Here is a 21,349-nt window from a genome sequence, read left to right on the forward strand (position 1 = left end):
GCACCGGCGCGGGAGCGGCCGATGGCACGGGCGCGGGCGGCCCGGCGGGAGCAGGCGTGGAGGGGATCGGCGCGGGCGCGCGCGGGCGCTCGAGGCGCTGCGCCAGCCGGTCCGCGGCCCGGCACGCGGCACGTCGCCGCTTGCGCTGCGCGACCGTCCGCTCCTGCCCGCGCCGCCGCCGCTGGTTCAGCCGCCGGCAGGTCGCCCGCCGCTGCGCCAGCTCCCGCCGCGCCCGCTGGTCGCCCTGCGGCGCGCCGCCGCCGATCGCGACCATCGCGGACGCGGTCGGCGCGCGGTCGGCGGGACCGGGGACGAGGAGGAGCAGCGCGCCCAGGCAGGCGCCGAGGGCGATCGAGGTCAGACGGTGGGGCATGGCACGGCGCCGGGGTGGGCGACACGGCGGGGGTACCCGCCGCCCTCGCGCCCGACCCGTTCCCCCTCGCACGAACCTCCCGTGCCACTCACCCGGCACGACTTCGACTCGCTATCCGAGTCGAAGTCGTGCCGCGTCGCCCGCAGCGGCGCGTCAGGCCGCGACCGCGAGGCGTTCGGCGAGGTGGCGGCCGGTGAGCGAGCCCTCCGCCTCGATCAGCGCGTGGGGCGGGCCCTCGAACACCACCATGCCGCCGTCGTGGCCCGCGCCGGGGCCGATGTCGATCACCCAGTCGGCCGCCGCGACGACGTCGAGGTCGTGCTCGATGACGATGATCGACGAGCCGCGGTCGACGAGGTCGTCGAGCAGGCCGACCAGGCGGTCGACGTCGTCCATGTGCAGGCCGGTGGTCGGCTCGTCGAGGACCAGCACCTCCGACGCGCGCTCGACCTCGATCGCGAGCTTGATGCGCTGGCGCTCGCCGCCCGACAGCGTGGTCAGCGGCTGGCCGAGCCGCAGGTAGCCGAGGCCGACGTCCGCGAGCGCGGCGAGCATCCGCGCGACCGGCTTCTCCACGAAGAACTCCGCCGCCTGCTCGACCGGCATCGCCAGCACGTCCGCGATCGACGCCCCGCGCAGCCGGTACTCCAGGACCGACGGCTGGAAGCGCTTGCCCTCGCACGCCTCGCACACGCTCACCACGCCGGTCATGAACGCGAGGTCCGTGTAGATCACGCCGTTGCCCTTGCACTCCGGGCACGCGCCCTCCGAGTTCGCGCTGAACAGCGCCGGCTTGACCCCGTTAGCCTTCGCGAACGCCTTGCGCACCGGGTCGAGCAGCCCCGTGTAGGTCGCCGGGTTCGAGCGGCGCGAGCCGCGGATCGGCGCCTGGTCGAGCACCGTCACCTGCGCGTGCTGACGCGCCAGGCAGCCGTGCACCAGCGAGCTCTTCCCCGACCCCGCGACGCCGGTCACCGCGACGAGCACCCCGAGCGGGAACGACACGGTCACGTCGCGCAGGTTGTGCAGCGACGCGCCCTCCACCCGCAGCGCGCCGGTCGGCGTCCGCACCGCGTCCTTCAGCCGCCGCACCTCCGCGAACCGCCGGCCCGTCAGCGTTCCGGACGCGCGCAGCCCGTCGAGGTCGCCCTCGTAGACGACCTGCCCGCCGTGCGTCCCCGCGGCCGGGCCCATGTCGACGACGTGGTCGGCCAGCGCGATCACCTGCGGCTCGTGCTCCACGACCAGCACCGTGCTGCCCTTGTCGCGCAGCCCGAGCAGCAGCCGGTTGACCCGCTGGACGTCGTGCGGGTGCAGGCCGACGGTCGGCTCGTCGAAGACGTACGTCACGTCCGAGAGGCTCGACCCGAGGTGGCGCACCATCTTCACCCGCTGCGCCTCGCCGCCCGACAGCGTCGCCGACTCGCGGTCGAGGCTCAGGTAGCCGAGCCCGATCTCCGCCAGCCCGTCGAGCGTGTGTCGCAGCGACGCGAGCGCCGGCGCGACCTGCGGCGCGTCGATCCCCGCGACGAACGCCGCGAGGTCGTCGACCTGCATCGCCGCGCACTCGGCGATGTTGCGCCCGTCGATCCGCGCTGCGAGCGCCCGCCGGCTGAGGCGTGCGCCGTCGCACTCCGAGCACGTCGCGAACGTCGCCACCCGCTCGATCGCCGCGCGCACGTGCGGCTGCGCGGTCTCGACGTCCTTGGAGAGGAACGTGCGCTCGAACCGCCCGACGAGCCCCTCCCACCGCATGTTGATGCCGGCGATCTCGACCTTGTCCTCGGGCGCGTGGAGGAGCAGCTCCCACTCGGCGTCGGTGTAGTCCGCCAAGCGCTTGTCCGGGTCGAACAGGCCCGACTCCGCGTACAGCCGCCACTGCCAGGAGCCCGGGCCGAACCCCGGCAGCGTGATCGCGCCCTCGTTGAGCGACTTCGCCCGGTCCACCAGCGCGTCGACGTCGACCGTCGAGATGCGCCCCATCCCCTCGCACCGCGGGCACATGCCCTCGGGGTCGTTGAACGAGAACGCGCTCGACGACCCGGCGTGCGGCTCGGCGAGGCGGCTGAAGACGAGCCGCAGCAGCGTGTACGCGTCGGTCGCGGTGCCGACGGTGGAGCGCGAGTTCGCGCCCATCCGCTCCTGGTCGACGACGATCGCCGCGCTGAGGTTGCGCAGCGCATCGACGTCGGGCCGCCCGACGTTCGGCATGTACGACTGGATGAACGTCGTGTACGTCTCGTTGATCAGCCGCTGCGACTCGGCCGCGATCGTGCCGAACACGAGCGACGACTTGCCGGAGCCGGAGACGCCGGTGAAGACCGTGATCGCGCGCTTGGGGATGTCGACCGAGACGTCGCGCAGGTTGTTCTCGCGCGCGCCCCGGACGACGATGTGGTCGAGGTCCGCCATCCGCTCCAGCGTGGCGCACGGCCGCCCCGATCACCGCCCCATACCGGGCAGAAGCTGCCCGCTTCAGCCGTGCAGCAGCGACGTGCCGTCGCTCGCGTCGAACAGGTGCAGGCGCGCGGCGTCGAGCCACAACCGGGCCGGCGTGCCCGCCGCGACGCGGCTCGCCGCGTCGACGCGCGCGATCGCGTCGCTCTCCGGGCCGGCGGGGAAGTGCGCGTAGATCTCCGCGCCGAGCGACTCGGTCAGCTCGATCTGCGCCTCGAACGTCCAGCCGTCCGGCCGGTCGCCCACCAGCGCCGCGTCCTCGAAGTGCTCGGGCCGGACGCCGACGACGACCTCTGCCGCGCCGGACGTCTCGACCGCGCGCCGGTGCGCGTCGGGCAGCGGGATCGTGCCGAGCGCCGTGCGCACCGCGCCGCCCTCGGCCGTGCCGGCGAAGAAGTTCATGGCGGGGGAGCCGATGAAGCCCGCCACGAACCGGTTGCGCGGCCGCTCGTACAGCTCGCGCGGCGGCGCGACCTGCTGCAGCACGCCCGCGCGCATCACCGCGACGCGGTCGCCGAGCGTCATCGCCTCGGTCTGGTCGTGCGTGACGTAGACGGTCGTCGTGCCCAGCCGCTTCTGCAGCCGCGACACCGCCGCGCGCATCTCGACGCGCAGCTTCGCGTCGAGGTTCGACAGCGGCTCGTCCATCAGGAACGCCTTGGGCTCGCGCACGATCGCGCGCCCCATCGCCACGCGCTGGCGCTGGCCGCCGGAGAGGTTCGCGGGCTTGCGGTCCAGGTGCTGCTCGAGGTCGAGGATGCGCGCCGCGTCGAGCACGCGCCGCTCGATCTCCTGCTTCGGCGTCCCGGCCAGCTGCAGCGCGAAGCCCATGTTCCGCCGCACGGTCATGTGCGGGTAGAGCGCGTACGACTGGAACACCATCGCGATGTCGCGCTCCTTGGGCGCGAGGTCGTTGACCACCTCGCCGCCGATGGTCAGGTCGCCCTCGCTGATGTCCTCCAGCCCCGCGATCATCCGCAGCGCGGTCGACTTCCCGCACCCGGACGGGCCGACGAGGATCATGAACTCGCCGTCCTCGATCTCGAGGTTCATGTCGGTGACGGCCGCGAAGCCGTCGGGGTAGCGCTTGGCGACGCGGTCCAGCCCGATCGCTGCCATGGGTCAGTGCTCCTGGTGGTGGTCGTGGTCGAGGACGAGCGCCGCGACCTCGCCGAGGTCGGACACGATGTGGTCGGCGGCGCCGAGCTCCTGCACGGCGGTGAGCGCGTTGGGCACGACGATCACGCGCATGCCCGCGGCCTTGGCGGAGGCGAGCCCGGCGGCGGTGTCCTCGACGGCCCAGCACGCGCCGGGCGACACGCCGAGCCGCTCGGCCGCCAGCAGGTAGACGTCCGGCGCGGGCTTGCCGTCCGGCACCTCCTCGCCGGTGGCGATCGCGTCGAAGCGATGCGCGATGCCGAGCGTGTCGAGGACGAGGTCGACGAACGTGCGGCGGCTGGAGCTGGCGAGCGCGATCTGCCGCTCGCCGTCGCCGTCGATCCGCTCCAGCGCGGCGACGACGCCCGGCATCGGGACGAGGCCGCGCTCGGCCAGCGGGAAGAAGGCGGCGTCGATGCCGTCGCCGACCTCCTCCTCCGCGTGCCCGAGCTCGGCCGCAAGCTCGGGCAGGAAGTCCTCCCGCCGCCGGCCCAGCGTGCGCGCGAACCACGGCACGAGGTCGGGCCGCCCGGCGGCCTGCACGTACGCGGTGAACGCCTGCTCGAACAGCGGCTCGGAGTCGACGAGCACGCCGTCCATGTCGAAGACGACCGGGCGCGGCCCCACGCTACGCCGCCTCGGGCACCGCGTACGCGATCGTCGACATCAGCGCGTTGGCCGCCTGCCGCGAGTCGAGCCGCGTCTGCTGCACGACGACCGGCCGGTCGCTGCGCACGACGCACGAGAAGTCGGTGGCGATCGGCACCGGCGCCGGGTCGGTGAGGTCGTTGAAGCGCTGGTGGTGCGTGCGGCCGGCCGCGACCGTGAAGCGGTAGGGGCCGACGGGGTCGCGGTCGGTGAAGTGGAGCGTCAGCTCGACGGCCGCGTCGGTGTCGCCCGCGTTGAGCACGCAGACGGTGTCGTGGCTCGTCATCTCCGGCGCGCGGCCGGTGCTGCCGTCGGGGATCCAGCCGTCGACGATGACCCAGGTCCGCGATCCGATGCTCATCGTGTCTCTCCTCCGGGGTGAGGTCGGTCAGAAGGTGTTGGGGCTCTTGGCGAGCAGGCCGCCGTCGCACACCAGGTGCGTGCCGGTGACGTACGACGCCTCGTCGGACAGCAGCCAGACAGCGGCGCGCGCGATCTCGCGCGGGTCGGCCATCCGCCGCAGCGGGACCTGCTCGGCGGCGAGGCGCTCGAGCGTCTGGCGCGCCTCGGCGCGGTCGTCCTCGGGGACGTCGGCGAGCAGGAGCGGCGTGTCGGTCGCGCCGGGCACGACGGCGTTGACGCGGATGCCGTGGCGGGCGTAGTCCAGCGCGAGCGAGCGCACGAGCGCGGAGATGCCGCCCTTGGACGCGCCGTACGCGCTGTTGCCGCCGCCCGCGAAGCCGACGAACGCCGACGGGGACGAGGTGCAGACGAGCGCCCCGCCGTCGCCGCCTCCGCCGTCGAGCATGGTGGCGAGGACGTGCTTGCAGGTGAGGAACGCGCCGGTGAGGTTGACGTCGATCGTCCGCCGCCAGTCCTCCAGCGCGAGCGTGTGCGCGGGCCCGTTGCGCTCGATGCCGGCGTTGACGAGCGCGCCGTCGAGCCCGCCGAACGCGTCCGCCGCCTCGCGGACCGCCGCGGCGACCTGCGCCTCGTCGCTGACGTCCGCGGCCAGCGCCACGGCCTCCGGCGCACCCGCCGCCCGCGCCTCGACCGCGACCGTCCCCGCGGTGCCCGCGTCGACGTCGAGGCACGCGACGCGCGCGCCCCGCTCGGCGCACAGCAGCGCGACCGCGCGCCCGATGCCCGAGCCGGCGCCCGTGACGAGGACCGCGCGGCCGGTCACGCCGCGCCCGCGTCCGCGCCCGCGCCGCTGTCGGCGCGGCGGACGAAGGTGTGGATGTGCTCGTCGAGCTCGGCGAGCAGGCGCTCCTCGTCACCCGAGCGCAGCGCGTCGAGCAGCCGCTCGTGCTGCTCGGCGACCGCGTAGCGGGCCGGGTGCGCCGGCGCGTCGCGGCGGAAGTAGGCGCGGACGCGCGGCTCGATCGTCCGCCAGATCTGCAGGCACTGCGTCTGGCCGGCGCGCTCGATGATCAGCTCGTGGAACCGGACGTCGGTCGCGGCCAGCGCGTCGGCGTCCCCGGCGTCGGCGGCGGCGCGCATCTGCCCGATCAGGTCCGCGAGCTGGTCGAGCAGCGCGTCGTCGACCGCGGGCAGCGCCTTCTGGAAGGCGAACTTCTCCAGCGTCATGCGGATCGGGATGAGCACCTGCTCGATCTCGTCCTGCGACACCGACGCGACCTCGGTCCCGCGGTAGGGGTACGAGACCACGAGCCCCTCGGTCTCCAGCTGGCGAAGCGCCTCGCGCACGGGGGCGCGGCTCGTGCCGAGCTGGGACGCGAGATCGAGCTCGATCAGGCGATCCCCGGGCTGATAGCGCCCGTTCGTGATCGCGGCGCGCAGCGCGTCCGCCACCTGCGAACGGCGCGACTGCTGGCCGATGGGCGGCAGCGGAGCGGCCACGGACTCTCCTCCAACGGTTCGACGGGTAGGTCGCCGCGGATCGTAGCAACATTGTCGGTTGCCGATTGTCGACAATCGGTGCTACGGTCCAACCCAGGAGGGCGCCACGGCGACGGGATCACGCCGTGGGCCAGGACGTCAGAGGAGGAGCGATGTTCGAGAGAGGTCGCCGTTGGGCGGCTCCCACGCTGGCAGCGGCGCTGGCCGCGCTCGCCGGGGCCTGCGGAGACGACGAGGGCACCGGCGCCGCGGCGTCGGGCGGCAAGGAGAGCGGCAAGATCGCGTTCCTGCTGCCGGAGTCCAAGACCGCGCAGTACGAGACGCAGGACCGGCCGTGGTTCTTCCGCAACGTGGAGCGCCTGTGCCCGGACTGCGAGGTGCTCTACAGCAACGCCGAGCAGGACGCGCAGAAGCAGCAGCAGCAGGCCGAGGCCGCGCTGGTCAACGGCGCCGACGTGCTCGTGCTCGACCCGGTCGACTCCGCGTCGTCGGGCAGCATCGCCGCGCAGGCCAAGTCGCGCGGCGTCCCGGTCATCGCCTACGACCGGCTCATCCTCGACGCGGACATCGACTACCACGTGTCGTTCGACAACGAGGCCGTCGGGCGGCTGCAGGGCGAGTGGCTCGCCGAGCAGCTCGACCCGGGCGCCACCGTCGTCGCGATCCACGGCTCGCCCACCGACGACAACGCGCGCCTGTTCAAGCGCGGCGCGAAGGGCGCGATGGAGGCCGGCGGCCTGAAGCTCGCCAAGGAGTTCGACACCCCCGACTGGAGCCCGGACAAGGCCCAGCGCGAGATGGAGCAGGCGATCACCGCGCTCGGCAAGGGCGAGATCGACGGCGTCTACGCGGCCAACGACGGCACGGCGGGCGGCGCGATCGCGGCGATGACGAACGCCGGCGTCGAGCCGCTCCCGCCCGTGACGGGGCAGGACGCCGAGATCGCGGCGCTCCAGCGCGTCCTCGCGGGCACGCAGGGGATGACCGTCTACCGCTCGATCAAGAAGCAGAGCCTGGCGGCGGTGCAGCTCGCGGTCGCGCTGCTGCGCGGCGAGGAGCCGCCCGCCGGCCTGAAGTTCGTCGAGGTCGACAACGGCGCGGAGAAGGTGCCGTCGGTCCTGTTCGAGCCGGTCGCGGTCACCGCCGCGGACGTCAAGGACACCGTCATCGCCGACGGCTACTGGAAGGCCGCCGACATCTGCACGGCCGAGTACGCCGACGCGTGCGCGAAGGCGGGGATCGAGTGATCCCCGGGCCCGCCACGCCGCCCGTGCTCACGCTGCGCGGCGGCGAGAAGAGCTACGGCTCGGTCCGCGCGATGCACGGCGTGGACCTCGACCTGCACGCCGGCGAGGTCGTCGCGCTCGTCGGCGACAACGGCGCCGGCAAGTCGACGCTCGTCAAGGCGCTCGCCGGCGCGCACGAGCTGGACGCGGGCGACCTGCGCATCGGCGGCGAGCCCGTCACGCTGCGCGGCCCGCAGGACGCGACGGCGCAGGGCATCGCGACCGTCTACCAGGACCTCGCGCTGTGCGACAACCTCGACGTCGTCGCGAACCTGCACCTGGGCCGCGAGCAGCGCGCGCCGCGCAGCGCCTGGCTCGCCGAGCCGGAGATGGAGCACGAGGCGGGGCGGCTGCTCGACGAGCTCGCCGTCCGCACGCTGCCGTCGCTGCGCACCGCGGTCGCGTCGCTGTCGGGCGGCCAGCGCCAGACGGTGGCGATCGCGCGGGCGCTGCTCGGCTCGCCGCGGATCGTCCTGCTCGACGAGCCGACCGCGGCGCTCGGCGTCGCGCAGACCGCGCAGGTGCTGGAGCTGATCCGGACGCTGCGCCACCGCGGCATCGCCGTGCTCGTCATCAGCCACAACCTCGCCGACGTCTTCCGCGTCGCCGACCGGATCGTCGTGCTGCGGCTCGGCACGGTCGCCGGCACGTACCGCGTGGGCGACGTGAGCGAGGCCGAGGTGGTCGCCGCGATCACCGGCGTCGGGACGGAGGTGGCGGCATGAGCGCGCTCTCGGTGCCCCCGCAGCCGCCGCGCTCGTGGCGGCGGCTCAGCGACCTGCTGCCCGCCGGCCAGGCCGGCGCGGGCGACGTCAGCCTCCTCCCCGTCGCGTGCGCGCTCGCGCTCACGTGGGTGACGTTCACCCTGCTCAACGGCAACTTCGCGTCGCCGGAGAACCTGTCGAACCTCGCGCTGCAGATCGCGGCGACGGGGACGATCGCGATCGGCGTCGTGCTCGTGCTGCTCATCGGCGAGATCGACCTGTCGGTCGGCGCCGTGAGCGGGTTCGCCGCGGGCGTGATGGCGGTGCTCAACGTGCGCTCGGGCCTGCCCGGTCCGGTCGCGATCGGCGCCGGCGTCGCGACCGGCGCGGCGATCGGCCTGCTCAACGGCCTGTGGGTGACGCGCACCGGCGTGCCGGCGTTCGTCGTCACGCTCGCCGGCCTGCTGGCCTGGCAGGGCGCGCTGCTCGCGGTGCTCGGCGACACGGGGTCGCTCAACCTGAGCGACCCGGCGATCACCTCGCTCGCGCAGGACTTCCTGCCCGCCGCGGGCGGCTGGGCGCTGCTCGTCGGGGCGGTCGCCGTCGTGGCGGCCGGCACGGCCCGGACGCGCCGGCGGCGCGCGGCGCTCGGCCTGGCGGTCGACCCGTGGTCGCGCACGGCGCTGAAGTTCGGCGCCATCGCGGGCGCCGGGGCGATCGCGGTCGCCGTGCTCAACGCGGACCGCGGCGTGCCGCTCGCGCTGGTCATCCTCCTCGCGCTCGTCGCGGGGACCGACCAGATCGTGCGCCGCACGACGCTCGGCCGCCACATCATGGCGGTGGGCGGCAACGCGGAGGCGGCGCGGCGCACCGGCGTCCCGGTCGACCGCGTGCGGGTCATCGTCTTCACCGCCGCCGGGGCGCTCGCCGCGCTCGGCGGCATCATCGCGGCGTCGCGGCTGTTCGCGGTCAACCAGAGCTCCGGCGCGGGCGACCTGCTGCTCAACGCGATCGCCGCGGCCGTCATCGGCGGCACCAGCCTGTTCGGCGGGCGCGGGACCGTCTGGGCGGCGCTGCTCGGCGCGCTGGTCATCGGCTCCATCTCCAACGGGATGGACCTGCTCGGCCTGGTGACGTCGGCCAAGTTCATGATCACGGGCGCGGTCCTGCTGCTGGCGGTCACCGTCGACGCGCGGACCCGGCGAGGAGAGACATGAGGATCACCCAGATCCGCTGCGCAGGCCTGCGCGGCGCAACCCCGAAGGGCGGCTGGACCGAGGAGCTCGCCGCCGACGACGCGGTCCACACGCTCGTCGCCGTGCACACCGACGAGGGCCTCGTCGGAGTCGGCAGCGTCTTCAACGACGAGCGGCTCGTCCGCGCGGCGATCCAGCACCTGGAGCCGCTCTACCGCGGGGAGAACGCGCTCGAGCCCGAGCGCGTCAGCGAGAAGCTCCACCAGGCGACGTTCTGGACCGGCCGCGGCGGCGCGGTCACGCACGCGATCAGCGGCATCGACCTCGCGTTGTGGGACCTGCTCGGCCAGGTCACGGGCCAGCCGGTCGGGCGTCTGCTCGGCGGGCGCTACCGCGACCGCGTGCGCCCGTACGCGTCGCTGCTGATGGACCGGCCGCCCGAGATGGCGGAGAAGATCCACGCCGCGGCCGCGCTCGGCTTCCGCGCGTTCAAGATCGGCTGGGGGCCGTTCGGGCGGGTGAGCCCGGAGCTCGACGAGGCGATCGTCGGCGCGGCCCGCCAGGCGGCGGGGGCCGACGCGCTGCTGATGGTCGACGCGGGCGGCAGCGACCTGCTGTGGCCCAACGGCCTGAAGTGGGCGCTGCGCACCGCCGACATGCTCGACGACTACGACGTCGCGTGGTTCGAGGAGCCGCTGCGGCCCGACGCGCTGGAGGACTACGCCGACCTGCGCGCCCGCGCGCGGGTGCCGATCGCGGGCGGCGAGGTGCTCACGCGGCGCCAGTCGTTCCGCCCGTGGCTGCAGGGCCGCGCGCTCGACATCGTGCAGCCGGACGTGACGAAGGTCGGCGGGCTGAGCGAGTCGCGCCGCATCGGATGGATGGCCCAGGAGAACGGCATCCGCCTGATCCCGCACGGCTGGAACACCGCGATCGGGCTCGCCGCCGACCTCCAGCTCGCCTCGGCGCTGCCGGACTGCGACCTGGTCGAGTACATCGTCGGCTCGGCGTACATCGACGGCATCGCGGAGTCGCCCTGGCAGCTCGACGACGACGGGCTGCTGGCCATCCCGGAGACGCCCGGCCTCGGCGTGCAGCTCGATCCGGAGGCGGTCGCCCGGTACAGCGACGACGGCGCCGTGCTCCGTGCCTGAGCTGGACGTCGCGACGCTGGGCGAGGCGCTCGGCGTCGTGCTGCCGTTCGGCGACGCCACGTTCGCGGCGGCGCCGCTGGCCCGGCTCGGCGTCGGCGGCACCGAGCTGAACGTGGCGGTCGGGCTCGCGCGGCTCGGCCACCGCGTCGCGTGGGCGGGGCGGCTCGGCGACGACGCGGTCGGCGAGCTCGTCGCCGGCGTGCTGCGGCGCGAGGGCGTCGACCCGCGCGCGGTCTCGGTCGACCCCGAGGCGCCGACCGGCGTCTACCTGCGCGAGACCGGCCTCGGCGGCCGGCTGCGCACGCTCTTCCACCGGCGCGGCTCGGCGGGCTCGCGCCTGGAGCTGACGGCCGACGAGGTGCACGCGCTGCTCGACGCGCGGCTGCTCCACGTCACGGGCGTCACCGCGCTCCTCCACGGCCCGTGCGCGCTGACGCTGCGCGCCGCCGTCACCGCCGCGCGCGACCGCGGCATCCCGATCTCGGTCGACGTCAACGCGCGCCACCACCTCCTCGCGGGCCGCACGGTCGCCGACGCGCTCGGCTGGCTGGTCGCCGCGGCGGACGTCGTGCTGCTCTCCCGCGCCGAGGCGCACGCGCTGTTCGGCACCGACGACCTCGACGCGCTGCGCAGCCACGTGCGCGAGGACGGTGGGCAGACGCTCGTCGTCCACGACGCCGCTGGGGCCGCCGCGGTGACGGCGGCCGGCGCGGTCGTCGTGCCCGCGCGCGAGGTCGCGGTCGTCGACACCGTGGGCGCCGGCGACGCGTTCGCTGCCGGCTACCTGTCCGGTCGCCTGCGCGGGTGGGACGAGGAGGAGCGCCTGCGGTTCGCCGTCCTGTGCGGCGCCGCGTCGGTCGCCGCGCACGGCGACCTGGAAGGGCTCCCGCGCGAGCGCGAGGCGCTCGCCGCGCTGGGCCGCACGACCGCCGCCGCCGAGCGATGACGCGCGGACAGGAGGGCCTGGCCGAGCTGCGCGACCGCCGCGTCGTCGCGGTCATCCGCAGCCCTTCCAAGGAGGACGCGGTGGCCGTCGGGGACGCGCTCGTCGCGTGCGGCGTCACCGCGCTGGAGGTCACGTTCACCGTCCCCGACGCCGCGGCGGCGATCGCGGTGCTGGCCGAGCGCCATGCCGGACGCGCGCTGGTCGGCGCCGGGACCGTCCGCACGCCGCTCGACGCGCACGCCGCCGCGGCTGCCGGCGCGCGGTTCCTGGTCAGCCCGGGCACCGTGCCCGGCGTGCTCGACGCGATGCGGCAGACCGGCCTGACCGTGATCGCCGGGGTGCTCACGCCGTCGGAGCTGATGGGCGCGCTCGACGGCGGCGCGCACGCGGCCAAGCTCTTCCCCGCGGGCCAGTTCGGGCCCGGCTACCTGAAGGCGCTGCGCGCGCCGTTCCCCGACGCGTGCGTGGTGCCGACCGGCGGCGTGACGGCCGAGACGGCCGGCGCCTGGCTCGAGGCCGGCGCCTGGGCCGTCGGCGTGGGCGGCGCGCTGGCGCCGCCGGTGGTGCGCTCGGACGCGGACCGTGCCGCGCTGGCCGAGCGCGTCGCGCCGTTGCTGGCGGCCGTCGCGGCTTAGGCCGCCGCGGCGGCGCCGTTGCCGTTGGCAGACGCGCCGTTCGCGCCCGTGCCCTCGGGCTGGAAGCGCACGCCGAGCGCGACCGGGTCGGCCTTCGTGACCGGGATCTCCCGGCCCTCCCGGTCGAGCGCCGCGTACGGCACCAGCTCGACCTCGTAGCCGTTCGCCTTGGCCCAGCGCTTGACGTTGTACCGGAAGGTCTCCGTCGAGCTGTCGTAGTCCTGGCCCTTGACGAACTTCCAGGCCTTGCCGTCCGCCCAGCGGGTGAAGTCGAACTTCGAGCGGGCCGCCCGCTCGGGCAGTCCGTCTTGCAGCAGCTCAGGCATCGTGGGGTTCCTCCGCAGGTCGTTGGTCGAGCGGTGCCCGGTCAAGGCTCCCGGGCACCGGCCGGCGCCTCAACGCCGATCGGTGCCCGGGCCGATCACCGTCCGTGATCGCGGTCAGCCCTTGACGGCCCCGGCGGTGAGGCCGGCGACGATCCGCCGCTGGAACACCACGACGAGCAGCACGAGCGGCACCGTGATGATCACCGAGGCGGCCGTGATGGTCCCGAGCGGGACCTCGAACCGCGCGCTCCCCGTGAAGAACGCGATGGCGGCCGGCACCGTGCGCGCCTCGGGGCTGCTCGTGAGCGTGATCGCGAACAGGAACTCGTTCCACGTCGCGATGAACGTCAGGAGCCCGGCCGTGGCGATGCCCGGCATCGCGAGCGGGAGGAGCACGTGGCGGAACGCCTGCATCCGCGTCGCGCCGTCCACCCGCGCCGCCTCCTCGACCTCGCGCGGGATCTCCCGGAAGAACGAGGTGAGGATGAACACCGCGAGCGGCAGGGCGAACGCCAGGCAGGGCAGGATCAGCCCCTGGTACGTGTTGTAGAACCCGACGTCGGTCCACAGCTTGAACAGCGGGGCCGCGATCGAGATCGGCGGGAACGTCGAGATCGCCAGCATCAGGAAGAGCACCAGGTGCTTGCGCTTGAGCGGCAGCCGCGCCAGCGCGTAGCCGGCGCACGCGCCGATCCCCACCGCCACGAGCGTCGTGATCGAGGCGACGACCATGCTGTTGAGCAGCGCGCGCAGGAAGTCGCCGTCCGACAGGACCGAGCGGTAGTTCGCCAGCGTCGGGTTCTCCGGCACCACCGTCGCGCTCGACAGGTCCTGGCCCGTCTTCAGCGAGACGTTGACCAGCCAGTAGAACGGCGCCAGGCAGAACAGCGCGATCAGCACCGCGCCGAGGTGGAGCGCGACGCGCTGGCGCGTCGACCGCTGGGCGCCCGTCCGGCTGCGCCGCCGCGTTCCCGTGCTCCACGCGCGCGTGCGCGTGCGAGGCAGCTCGCTCGTCGCGCTCATGCGTCCCGCTCCTCGGTCATGCCGCGCAGGCTCCCGCCCATCGCGCGCAGGTACAGCAGCGAGACGCCGATGACGACGCCGAACGTCAGCACCGACAGCGCCGAGCCGAGCCCGACGATGCCTTCGGTGGTGAGCTTGTTGTAGGCGTACAGCGACAGCGTCTCGGTGCCGTTCGCGCCCTTGGTCAGCACGTACGGCAGGTCGAACAGGCGCAGCGCGTCGAGCGTGCGGAAGATCAGCGCGACGTACAGCGCGGGCCGCAGCAGCGGCCAGGTCACGTTGCGGAACCGCTGCCACGTCGACGCGCCGTCGATGCGGGCCGCCTCGTACAGCTCGGCCGAGATCGTCTGCAGGCCGGCGAGCAGCAGCAGCGCCATGAAGGGCGCGGTCTTCCACACGTCGGCGAGGACCATCACCGAGAAGGCCGGGACCGACTCGCCCAGCCACACCGTGTCGGCGCCGGGCAGCCCGAACGTCGACAGCGCGCTGTTGACCAGGCCGAGCTGCGGCTCGAAGAGCGCGCGCCAGATGATCGCGGCGACGACCGTGAGCACCGCCCACGGCGTCAGCACGACCGCCCGCAGGACGCCGCGGCCGCGGAACTTCTCGTGCATCACGAGCGCCATCAGCAGGCCGAGCACGAGCTCGAGCCCGACCGAGACGAGCGTGAACGCGAGCGTCACGAGCAGCGCGTTCCAGAACTCGGGGTCGCTCAGCGCCGTCTCGTAGTTGCGCAGGCCCGCGAAGCGCGACAGGCCCGGGACGCGGACGCTGTACTCGTTGAGCGACAGCCAGACGGCGTACCCGATCGGGTACGCCGCGACGATCGCGATGACGATCACGGACGGGCTGACGAGCAGCGCCGCCAGGCGGCGGTCCGCGCGCTGCGCGGACCGCCGGCCCCGTTGGAGGGGGAGCTGCATCAGAAGGTGCTCAGCGCGCCGTCGATGTCCTTCGCCATCCCGGTCGCGGCCTGGTCGGGCGTCTCCTTGCCCGCGAGGACCCTGCTGACGTGGTCCGCGATCGCCCGCGAGATCTGCGAGTAGACCGGCGTGACCGGGCGCGGCTCGGCCTGCGTGGCCGCCTCGCGCAGGGTGTCGGCGAACGGCATCGCCTCACGCACCGCGGGCTCGTCGTAGGTCGCGACCCGCACCGGCGGGAACGTGCGCTTGCCGGCGATCTGCTGCGCCTCCTCGCCCGCCATGTACTGCGCGAACGCGAGCGCGCCCTGCGGGTTCTTCGAGAAGGCCGAGACGCCGAGGTTGTAGCCGCCGAGGATGCCGCTGGCGCCCTGGCCCTCCCACTTGGGGAACGGGGCGACCTCGAAGTCGTCCTTGATGTCCGACTGCTTGCCCAGCGCGTAGGCGTACGGCCAGTTGCGCATCATCGACGCCTTGCCGGCCTCGAACGCGCGGCGGGCCTCCTCCTCGGCGTAGGTGACGACCGCCTTGGGCACCGCGCCGTCCTTGATGCCGGACTGCATCAGCGTCAGGACCTCGCGCGCCTGCGGGCCGTCGATGGCGGACTTCGTGCCCTCCTCGTCGAGGACCTGGCCGCCGGCGCTGAACAGCAGCTCGAGGAAGTGCACGGTGAGGCCCTCGTAGCGCGAGCCCTGGTAGACCAGCCCGCCCGTGTCCTTGGCCTCGGCGTACGCCTCCTGCCACGTGGCCGGGGCAGCGTCGACCTTGTCGCTGCGGTAGTAGAGGAACCCGGCGTCGGTGACGTACGGGATGGCCCAGTACTTGTCCTCGTAGTTCGCGCTGGCGACCGTGGACGGGATCAGCTCGTCCTTCATCGGCGCGACGACGTCGGTGACGTCCCGCAGCCAGCCCTGGGCCGCGTACTCGGCGGTCCAGATGACGTCCATGCCGAGCACGTCGCACTGCGGGTCCTTGGCCCGCAGGCGCTGGATCTGCTGGGCCCGCGTCTCGTCGGCGGACTCGGGCATCTCCAGGAGCTTGACCTTGACGGCGCCCCCGGCGTTGAACTGCTTGATCGCCTCGCCGATGGAGCCGGTGGTGTCCTCGGCGACGCAGAAGGTGACGTTGCCGCTGGCCTTCCCCTCCTCGGCGGTGAGCTTCTCGGCGCCGGCGGCGGCGCCGCCGTCGGAGCTGTCACCGCACGCGGCGGCGGCGAGGCAACACGCCGCGGCGAGCGCGGCGGTGGCGGTTCGGACATGCATGGGAGTGGGACCTCCGGAGGGGTTCGTGGGTCGTGGGTTCAGGTGAGGTCGAGCGGGTGGCTCGTCAGCGGGCGGGCGCCGTCGGGGGCGACCACCGCGAGGTGCTCGAGGCGGACGCCGAAGCCGCCGCCGTAGGCGCCCGGCTCGAGCGCGAGGACCATCCCGGCCTCCAGCACGTCGTCCGCGCCGGGGACCAGCCAGGGCCCTTCCTGGGCCGCGGCGCCGACGCCGTGGCCGGTGTGGTGCGGGCACTCCAGGCCGGCGGCGGCGAGCTCGTCGCGGATCACCGCGTCGACCTCGCCGGCGGTGACGCCGGGGCGCGCCGCGTTGAGGCCGCGGTCGAGCGCGCGGCGGACGACGTCGTGGCGGCGGCGCAGCGCGGCGGGCGCCGGCTCGCACGCGAGCGTCACGCACGAGTCGGCGTGGTAGCCGTCGTGCGCGGGGGCGAGGTCGAGCAGCACGGCGTCGCCCGGCGCGGCGGCACGCAGCGTCGGCGGGGCGCCGATCAGCGCGGTGCGCAGGCCGGCCATGAGGTCGACCTCGGCCGGGACCGGCGCCCCGGCCGCGCGGGCCATCGCCGCCTGGACGGCGAGCCACAGCTCCAGCTCGGTGACGTCCGCGGCGAGCGCGTCGCGCAGCGCGGCGTGGCCGGCGTCGGAGAGCGCGGCGGCCGCGCGGATGCGGTCGAGCTCATCGGCGTCCTTGACCGCGCGCAGGCGGCCGATCGCCGGGGACGCGTCGCGGTGGAGCCGCTCGCCCAGGCCCTGCGCGGTCCCGAACGCGAGCGCCGCGGGCTCGACCGCGACCGGCTCGTCGGGGCCGATGCCCGCGTGCACGAGGGCGTGGGCCAGCGCGCCGGCCTGCGCCGCGGGGGAGCCGTCGTCGCCGCGCACCATCAGCGCGTCGGCGTCCGGCTCGGCGCCGGGCGCGGCGACCAGGAGCGCATCGCCCGCGGTCACGAGGACGTGGACGCCGTCGCCGCCGCGGACGCCGAGCCACCGCACGGACGCGGGGTCCGAGAGGAGGAGCGCGGCCGCGTCCAGCGCGGCCGCCGCGTCGCTCAGCGCCCGCAGCCGCGCACGGTCGAGGGCATCGCCGCGGGCGGCTGCGAGCTCGATCTGGGCGGCGCTCACTGGCGCGTCCCCGCTGAGAAGTTCATCTGCTCGTCTACTGGTCTGATGACCTGCACACCTGCTACCGTACCGCCTGTGACCGACTTGTCAACGTCCTCCCTCTCGCTGGCGCGGGTCCCGCGCAGCAAGCTGGCCGAGCAGGTCGCCAAGCAGCTCCTCGGCGAGATCCGGGGCAAGGGGCTGGAGCCGGGCACGCGCATGCCGTCCGAGCGCGAGCTGATGGCGGCCCTCGGCGTCGGGCGCTCGACCGTCCGCGAGGCGATCAACGGCCTCGCGATGCTCGGCATGCTGGAGGTCCGGCACGGCCAGGGCGTCTTCGTGGCCGCGCCCGACCCCGAACGCGGGGCCGATCCGCTCACCGCCGCGCTCGCGCACGGCGTCACGAGCGACCTGCTCGAGGCGCGCGCCGTCGTCGCGCCCGAGATCGCGCGCCTGGCGGCGCAGCGGCGCACCGACGAGGAGCTGGCGGCGCTCGTCGAGGCGGCCGGCGCGGCCGACCGCTTCGAGCTCGCGCTCGCGCGGGCGGCGCACAGCACGGTGCTCGCGGGCTTCGCGGCGGCGCTGGCGGGCGTGCTCGCCGAGCACGCGGAGGGCTTGGCGGCGCAGGACGGCCACGGCGAGTGGGAGCTCGCGCAGCACCGTGGGGTGCTGGACGCCGTCCGGACGGAGGACGCGGACGAGGCGGCGGCGCGGATGAGCGCCTACGTCGCGGAGGCCGCCCGGCGCCACGAGCGCGTCGGCCTCGCCTGATCATCGATCCACAGGGGAGTCATGAGCACAGCGACCGACCGGCCGGGCGGCCGGACCATCGCCGAGACCGCGGCCTGGTGGCACGAGGCGGTCATCTACCACGTGTACCTGCCGAGCTTCCGCGACGCGGACGGCGACGGGTGGGGCGACCTGCGCGGCCTCACCGCGGCGCTGCCGTACCTCGACGAGCAGCTCGGCGTCGACGCGCTGTGGGTCTCGCCCTTCTTCGTGTCGCCGTGGCGCGACGGCGGCTACGACATCGCCGACCACACGGCGGTCGACCCCCGCTTCGGAACGCTGGAGGACGTCGACGCGCTCCTCGCCGCCGCGCACGCGCGCGGGATGCGGATCATCGTCGACTACGTCCCCAACCACACGTCCGACCAGCACCCGTGGTTCCAAGCGTCGCGCTCCTCGCGCGAGGATCCCAAGCGCGACTGGTACGTGTGGGCCGACGCGCGCCCGGGCGAGGCGCTCCCCAACAACTGGGTGAGCGAGGCCGGCGGCTCGGTGTGGGAGTGGGACGAGGGGAGCGGCCAGTTCTACCTGCACTCGCACCTGCGCGAGCAGCCCGACCTGAACTGGCGCAACCCCGAGGTGCGCGCGGCGATGCTCGACGTGCTGCGCTTCTGGCTAGATCGGGGCGTCGACGGCTTCCGCATCGACGTCGCGCACATGCTCATGAAGGACCCCGAGCTGCGCGACAACCCGCCCAACCCGGACGGCGAGCAGAACCCGTACGACAACCAGCACCCGGACTTCCACACGCAGCTGCACACGATGGACCGGCGCCACCCGGACCTGCACGGCGTGCTGCGCGACATCCGCGTGCTGCTCGACGAGTACGGCGACCGCATCGCCATCGGCGAGGTCGAGGTGATGCCGTGGAGCGACTGGGCCGAGTACTACGGGGCGGACCTCGACGAGCTCCACCTGCCGCTGAACTTCTCGCTGATCGAGACGCCGTGGGAGGCCGGGCCGGTCGCGGCCGGGCTGCGCGAGCTGGAGGCCGCGCTGCCGGACGGGGCGTGGGCGGTCAACAACCTCGGCAACCACGACCGCTCGCGGCTGGCGACGCGGTACGGGGAGGCGCAGGCGCGCGTGGCGGCGATGCTGCTGCTCACCGCGCGCGGGACGCCGCTCCTCTACTACGGCGACGAGCTGGGGATGGCGGACGTCGACGTCCCGCCGGAGCTCCAGCGCGACGGCTTCGCGGACGCCGATGGCGGCCCGTGCCGCGATCCCGGCCGCACGCCGCTGCCGTGGAACGCGGGGCCGCTCGCCGGGTTCGCGCCCGCCGGCGCGACGCCGTGGCTGCCGCTCGTGCCCGACGTGGGCACGCGCAACGTCGACGCGCAGCTGCGCGACGAGCGCTCGGTCCTCGCGCTCTACCGCGCGCTGCTGGCCCTGCGCCGCGAGCGCCGCGCGCTGCGCCTCGGCGACCTGACGCTCCACGACCCCGGCGCCGACGGCTGCCTGCTCGTCGAGCGCTCGCTCGGCGGCGAGCGCCTCGCGATCGCGCTCAACCTCACCGGCGAGGTGCGCACCGTGCGGCTCCCCGGGGCCGGCCGCGTTCTGCTCTCGACCCACCTCGACGGCACCGGCGGCACGGGGACCGACCTCGCGCTGCGCCCCGACGAGGGCGTCGTCGTTGAGATGAACGTCAACGTTCAGTAGACAGCCAAAAAAAGGGTGACGGGAACCGACATCTCGCGCCGCGGCGTGGCACGAGATGTCGGTGACCGTCCCCAGGCGACGCTCACCGTCATCTCGCCGCGAGTGCGGCGGCGAGATGACGGTTTCCGTCGGGTCAGGCGATGTGGCGCTCGGTCGCGTAGGAGAGCGGCCCGGCGAGGGAGGCCGAGCGGAGCGTCGTGCGGCTGCCCTCCAGCGTCCACGTGCCGCTCCCGCCGAGCCACACGACGGTGGCGCGGGTCGTGCCGTCGGGCCCGGCGAGCGGGATCCGGCCCCCGAACCGCAGCGTGCCCGCCGCGCGCCGCGGCGCGCGCGGGCGCAGGCCCCACCGCACGTGGATCACCAGTCGCCGCACGCGGGGTGACGTGCGCTCCTCCGCCACGAGCGGGACGCGGAACGTGACCCGGTCGTGCTCGCGGCAGCGCGTCACCGTCGTCGCCCCGCCGCGCGTGACGATCGCGAGCTGCTGGTCGGCCGCGGTCGCGCCCGCGGCGAGCTCGAGCCCGAGCGTCCCGTCGCCGCGCAGCGGGCCGCGCGCGATCGGATGCCGCGCGCCGCGGCCGACGAGCATCCACGTCGCCAGCGCGAGCACGACCCACAGCGCGCAGAACCACGCCCACGGCGTCACCACCGCGAGCTGCGCGCCCGTGTACCGCGCGCCGGCGGTGACCACGGTCGACAGCGCGACGGCGCGCACCGCGATCCGCCCGACGTACGTGCGCGAGACGGTCGCGACCGAGTTGTTGCCGATCTCCGCGAGCGCCGCGGCGACGGCGATCAGCACGACGACCGCGACGCCCGGCAGCATCCCGGTGGCCCCCGCGCTCAGCGCGGCGACGCCGGCCGCCGCGACCGTCCACCGGGACGCGACGCGTCCCGCGGTCTTCTCGCGCGTGTTCGCGTGGCGGCCGTAGTAGGCGAGGAACGGCAGGCTGCCGAGCCGCGCCGCCCCGATCGCCGCGACGATCACCGACACCGTCAGCGCGAAGGCCGGAAGGTGCCCCAGCTCGGGCGCGAGCGTCGCGCGGATCGTCGGCTCCAGCGACGAGCCGAGGTAGAACAGCGCGAGCTGACCGGTGGCGAGGCCGAACAGCGCGCGCCACAGCTCGGACACCCGCAGGACGTCGAGCATCGGCACGCCGGCACCCGCGCGCCCGGCGGCCGGCGGCAGCGCGACCCGGCGCACCGCCCACGCCTGGGCGAGCATCCACGCCGCCAGCAGCGCGGCCGCGATGCGCCACGACGCGAGCGCCGTCGCGGCGGTCAGGAACGGGAACGCCGTCTGCACCCCGTACGCAATGGCCTGCGCGCGGGCGTTGAACGTGCCGTCCAGGCCGGGATGACGGTGCGCGAGGACCGCGCGGAGCGGCATCGCCGCGCACGCGCTGACCGCCGCGACCAGGGTGGCCGCGTAGAGCATCGGCAGCGACGGGACGGCGGCGAGCGCCGCGAACGCCGCGCCGCCGGCGACCAGGCCGCCGAGCAGCACGGGGCGCCACAGCAGCGAGCGGCCGGTGAGCAGCTCGGCCAGCGCGAGCACGAGGCTCAGGCCGAGCGAGAGCGCGGTCGCCTGCTTGACGCTGTCGACGCCCGTGCCCAGGTCGGCGGCGACGTCGGACAGCACGGGCGCGAGGAACGCGCCGCACGCGAGCGTGCCCAGCGCGTTCATCGTCCCGGCGACGCGCGCCTCGGAACGGAAGACCTCCATGACTCCTCCTCAGGAGCTCCGGGCCGTTATCGTTGCGTGAACAACTAGTTAACGGCCAAAAAAAAGGGCGACCCCGGCCCGCGCCACGGAGGCGCGGACCGGAGCCGCAGAT

The 21,349-nt window shown here is 74.6% G+C and carries 20 protein-coding genes and 1 pseudogene; 8 read left to right on the plus strand and 13 right to left on the minus strand.

Going from position 1 to position 21,349, the window contains the following annotated elements:
• The 7 genes and pseudogenes from AC1UE5_RS27565 to AC1UE5_RS27595 all read right to left on the minus strand — a co-directional run.
• Positions 1-373, minus strand: a pseudogene (locus AC1UE5_RS27565) (hypothetical protein); the annotation flags it as partial.
• 153 nt (positions 374-526) lie between these two features.
• On the minus strand, positions 527-2,785 hold the full coding sequence (locus AC1UE5_RS27570) for an ATP-binding cassette domain-containing protein (RefSeq protein ID WP_482929162.1): 2,259 nt from the start codon (positions 2,783-2,785) through the stop codon (positions 527-529).
• Between the two features lie 63 nt (positions 2,786-2,848).
• On the minus strand, positions 2,849-3,949 hold the full coding sequence (locus AC1UE5_RS27575; RefSeq protein ID WP_482929163.1) for an ABC transporter ATP-binding protein: 1,101 nt from the start codon (positions 3,947-3,949) through the stop codon (positions 2,849-2,851).
• 3 nt (positions 3,950-3,952) lie between these two features.
• Positions 3,953-4,615, minus strand: coding sequence for an HAD family hydrolase (locus tag AC1UE5_RS27580; protein ID WP_482929164.1), 663 nt, complete (start codon positions 4,613-4,615; stop codon positions 3,953-3,955).
• 1 nt (position 4,616) lies between these two features.
• A complete protein-coding gene (locus AC1UE5_RS27585) occupies positions 4,617-4,997 on the minus strand; it encodes a sensory rhodopsin transducer (protein ID WP_482929165.1) in 381 nt (126 codons plus the stop codon).
• Positions 4,998-5,024: 27 nt separating this feature from the next.
• The gene (locus tag AC1UE5_RS27590; protein ID WP_482929166.1) at positions 5,025-5,822 is read right to left on the minus strand and encodes an SDR family NAD(P)-dependent oxidoreductase; all 798 of its coding nucleotides are present in this window, start codon (positions 5,820-5,822) and stop codon (positions 5,025-5,027) included.
• Positions 5,819-6,499, minus strand: coding sequence for a GntR family transcriptional regulator (locus AC1UE5_RS27595; protein WP_482929167.1), 681 nt, complete (start codon positions 6,497-6,499; stop codon positions 5,819-5,821). Before AC1UE5_RS27595 ends, AC1UE5_RS27590 begins: the two co-directional genes overlap by 4 nt.
• Before the next feature lie 152 nt (positions 6,500-6,651).
• On the opposite strand from AC1UE5_RS27595, the gene AC1UE5_RS27600 reads away from it, so the two are divergent.
• From AC1UE5_RS27600 to AC1UE5_RS27625, 6 genes are all read left to right on the plus strand, one after another.
• A complete protein-coding gene (locus AC1UE5_RS27600; protein WP_482929168.1) occupies positions 6,652-7,746 on the plus strand; it encodes an ABC transporter substrate-binding protein in 1,095 nt (364 codons plus the stop codon).
• A gap of 71 nt (positions 7,747-7,817) precedes the next feature.
• The gene (locus AC1UE5_RS27605) at positions 7,818-8,510 is read left to right on the plus strand and encodes an ATP-binding cassette domain-containing protein (RefSeq protein ID WP_482929194.1); all 693 of its coding nucleotides are present in this window, start codon (positions 7,818-7,820) and stop codon (positions 8,508-8,510) included.
• Entirely contained in the window at positions 8,507-9,706 is a 1,200-nt protein-coding gene (locus AC1UE5_RS27610) for a sugar ABC transporter permease (protein ID WP_482929169.1), read from the plus strand. The genes AC1UE5_RS27605 and AC1UE5_RS27610 overlap by 4 nt, the downstream gene beginning before the upstream one ends.
• Complete coding sequence (locus AC1UE5_RS27615; RefSeq protein WP_482929170.1) at positions 9,703-10,839, plus strand: mandelate racemase/muconate lactonizing enzyme family protein; 1,137 nt, start codon at positions 9,703-9,705, stop codon at positions 10,837-10,839. Before AC1UE5_RS27610 ends, AC1UE5_RS27615 begins: the two co-directional genes overlap by 4 nt.
• Positions 10,832-11,785: a sugar kinase gene (locus tag AC1UE5_RS27620; protein ID WP_482929171.1), complete on the plus strand. Its 954-nt coding sequence runs from the start codon at positions 10,832-10,834 to the stop codon at positions 11,783-11,785. Before AC1UE5_RS27615 ends, AC1UE5_RS27620 begins: the two co-directional genes overlap by 8 nt.
• Positions 11,782-12,420, plus strand: coding sequence for a bifunctional 4-hydroxy-2-oxoglutarate aldolase/2-dehydro-3-deoxy-phosphogluconate aldolase (locus tag AC1UE5_RS27625; RefSeq protein ID WP_482929172.1), 639 nt, complete (start codon positions 11,782-11,784; stop codon positions 12,418-12,420). The genes AC1UE5_RS27620 and AC1UE5_RS27625 overlap by 4 nt, the downstream gene beginning before the upstream one ends.
• On the opposite strand, the gene AC1UE5_RS27630 is transcribed toward AC1UE5_RS27625, so the two are convergent.
• The 5 genes from AC1UE5_RS27630 to AC1UE5_RS27650 form a co-directional block, all read right to left on the minus strand.
• On the minus strand, positions 12,417-12,746 hold the full coding sequence (locus AC1UE5_RS27630; RefSeq protein ID WP_482929173.1) for a hypothetical protein: 330 nt from the start codon (positions 12,744-12,746) through the stop codon (positions 12,417-12,419). The genes AC1UE5_RS27625 and AC1UE5_RS27630 overlap by 4 nt on opposite strands.
• A gap of 114 nt (positions 12,747-12,860) precedes the next feature.
• A complete protein-coding gene (locus AC1UE5_RS27635; RefSeq protein WP_482929174.1) occupies positions 12,861-13,769 on the minus strand; it encodes a carbohydrate ABC transporter permease in 909 nt (302 codons plus the stop codon).
• Positions 13,766-14,692 (minus strand): carbohydrate ABC transporter permease, encoded by a 927-nt coding sequence (locus tag AC1UE5_RS27640; RefSeq protein WP_482929175.1) that lies wholly within the window; start codon positions 14,690-14,692, stop codon positions 13,766-13,768. Before AC1UE5_RS27640 ends, AC1UE5_RS27635 begins: the two co-directional genes overlap by 4 nt.
• Positions 14,692-15,951, minus strand: coding sequence for an ABC transporter substrate-binding protein (locus AC1UE5_RS27645; protein ID WP_482929176.1), 1,260 nt, complete (start codon positions 15,949-15,951; stop codon positions 14,692-14,694). Before AC1UE5_RS27645 ends, AC1UE5_RS27640 begins: the two co-directional genes overlap by 1 nt.
• Positions 15,952-15,989: 38 nt before the next feature.
• Positions 15,990-17,084 (minus strand): M24 family metallopeptidase, encoded by a 1,095-nt coding sequence (locus AC1UE5_RS27650; protein ID WP_482929177.1) that lies wholly within the window; start codon positions 17,082-17,084, stop codon positions 15,990-15,992.
• Positions 17,085-17,159: 75 nt separating this feature from the next.
• Here AC1UE5_RS27650 and AC1UE5_RS27655 point away from each other — a divergent pair, with 75 nt between their 5' ends.
• Both AC1UE5_RS27655 and AC1UE5_RS27660 read left to right on the plus strand, forming a co-directional pair.
• The gene (locus AC1UE5_RS27655; RefSeq protein WP_482929178.1) at positions 17,160-17,834 is read left to right on the plus strand and encodes a FadR/GntR family transcriptional regulator; all 675 of its coding nucleotides are present in this window, start codon (positions 17,160-17,162) and stop codon (positions 17,832-17,834) included.
• A 21-nt stretch (positions 17,835-17,855) separates the two neighbouring features.
• On the plus strand, positions 17,856-19,511 hold the full coding sequence (locus AC1UE5_RS27660; RefSeq protein WP_482929179.1) for an alpha-amylase family glycosyl hydrolase: 1,656 nt from the start codon (positions 17,856-17,858) through the stop codon (positions 19,509-19,511).
• 133 nt (positions 19,512-19,644) lie between these two features.
• On the opposite strand, the gene AC1UE5_RS27665 is transcribed toward AC1UE5_RS27660, so the two are convergent.
• Positions 19,645-21,237 (minus strand): hypothetical protein, encoded by a 1,593-nt coding sequence (locus tag AC1UE5_RS27665; RefSeq protein ID WP_482929180.1) that lies wholly within the window; start codon positions 21,235-21,237, stop codon positions 19,645-19,647.
• Positions 21,238-21,349 lie beyond the last annotated feature (112 nt).

It is taken from the genome of Parviterribacter multiflagellatus (assembly GCF_056863265.1).

Coding starts and splice junctions, on each gene's coding strand:
- AC1UE5_RS27665 (WP_482929180.1), bottom strand. CDS start 21,237: ATGGAGGTCTTCCGTTCCGAGGCGCGCGTCGCCGGGACGATGAACGCG.
- AC1UE5_RS27605 (WP_482929194.1), top strand. CDS start 7,818: ATGCACGGCGTGGACCTCGACCTGCACGCCGGCGAGGTCGTCGCGCTC.
- AC1UE5_RS27635 (WP_482929174.1), bottom strand. CDS start 13,769: ATGAGCGCGACGAGCGAGCTGCCTCGCACGCGCACGCGCGCGTGGAGC.
- AC1UE5_RS27630 (WP_482929173.1), bottom strand. CDS start 12,746: ATGCCTGAGCTGCTGCAAGACGGACTGCCCGAGCGGGCGGCCCGCTCG.
- AC1UE5_RS27625 (WP_482929172.1), top strand. CDS start 11,782: ATGACGCGCGGACAGGAGGGCCTGGCCGAGCTGCGCGACCGCCGCGTC.
- AC1UE5_RS27645 (WP_482929176.1), bottom strand. CDS start 15,951: ATGCATGTCCGAACCGCCACCGCCGCGCTCGCCGCGGCGTGTTGCCTC.
- AC1UE5_RS27640 (WP_482929175.1), bottom strand. CDS start 14,692: ATGCAGCTCCCCCTCCAACGGGGCCGGCGGTCCGCGCAGCGCGCGGAC.
- AC1UE5_RS27615 (WP_482929170.1), top strand. CDS start 9,703: ATGAGGATCACCCAGATCCGCTGCGCAGGCCTGCGCGGCGCAACCCCG.
- AC1UE5_RS27570 (WP_482929162.1), bottom strand. CDS start 2,785: ATGGCGGACCTCGACCACATCGTCGTCCGGGGCGCGCGCGAGAACAAC.
- AC1UE5_RS27585 (WP_482929165.1), bottom strand. CDS start 4,997: ATGAGCATCGGATCGCGGACCTGGGTCATCGTCGACGGCTGGATCCCC.
- AC1UE5_RS27600 (WP_482929168.1), top strand. CDS start 6,652: ATGTTCGAGAGAGGTCGCCGTTGGGCGGCTCCCACGCTGGCAGCGGCG.
- AC1UE5_RS27610 (WP_482929169.1), top strand. CDS start 8,507: ATGAGCGCGCTCTCGGTGCCCCCGCAGCCGCCGCGCTCGTGGCGGCGG.
- AC1UE5_RS27575 (WP_482929163.1), bottom strand. CDS start 3,949: ATGGCAGCGATCGGGCTGGACCGCGTCGCCAAGCGCTACCCCGACGGC.
- AC1UE5_RS27660 (WP_482929179.1), top strand. CDS start 17,856: ATGAGCACAGCGACCGACCGGCCGGGCGGCCGGACCATCGCCGAGACC.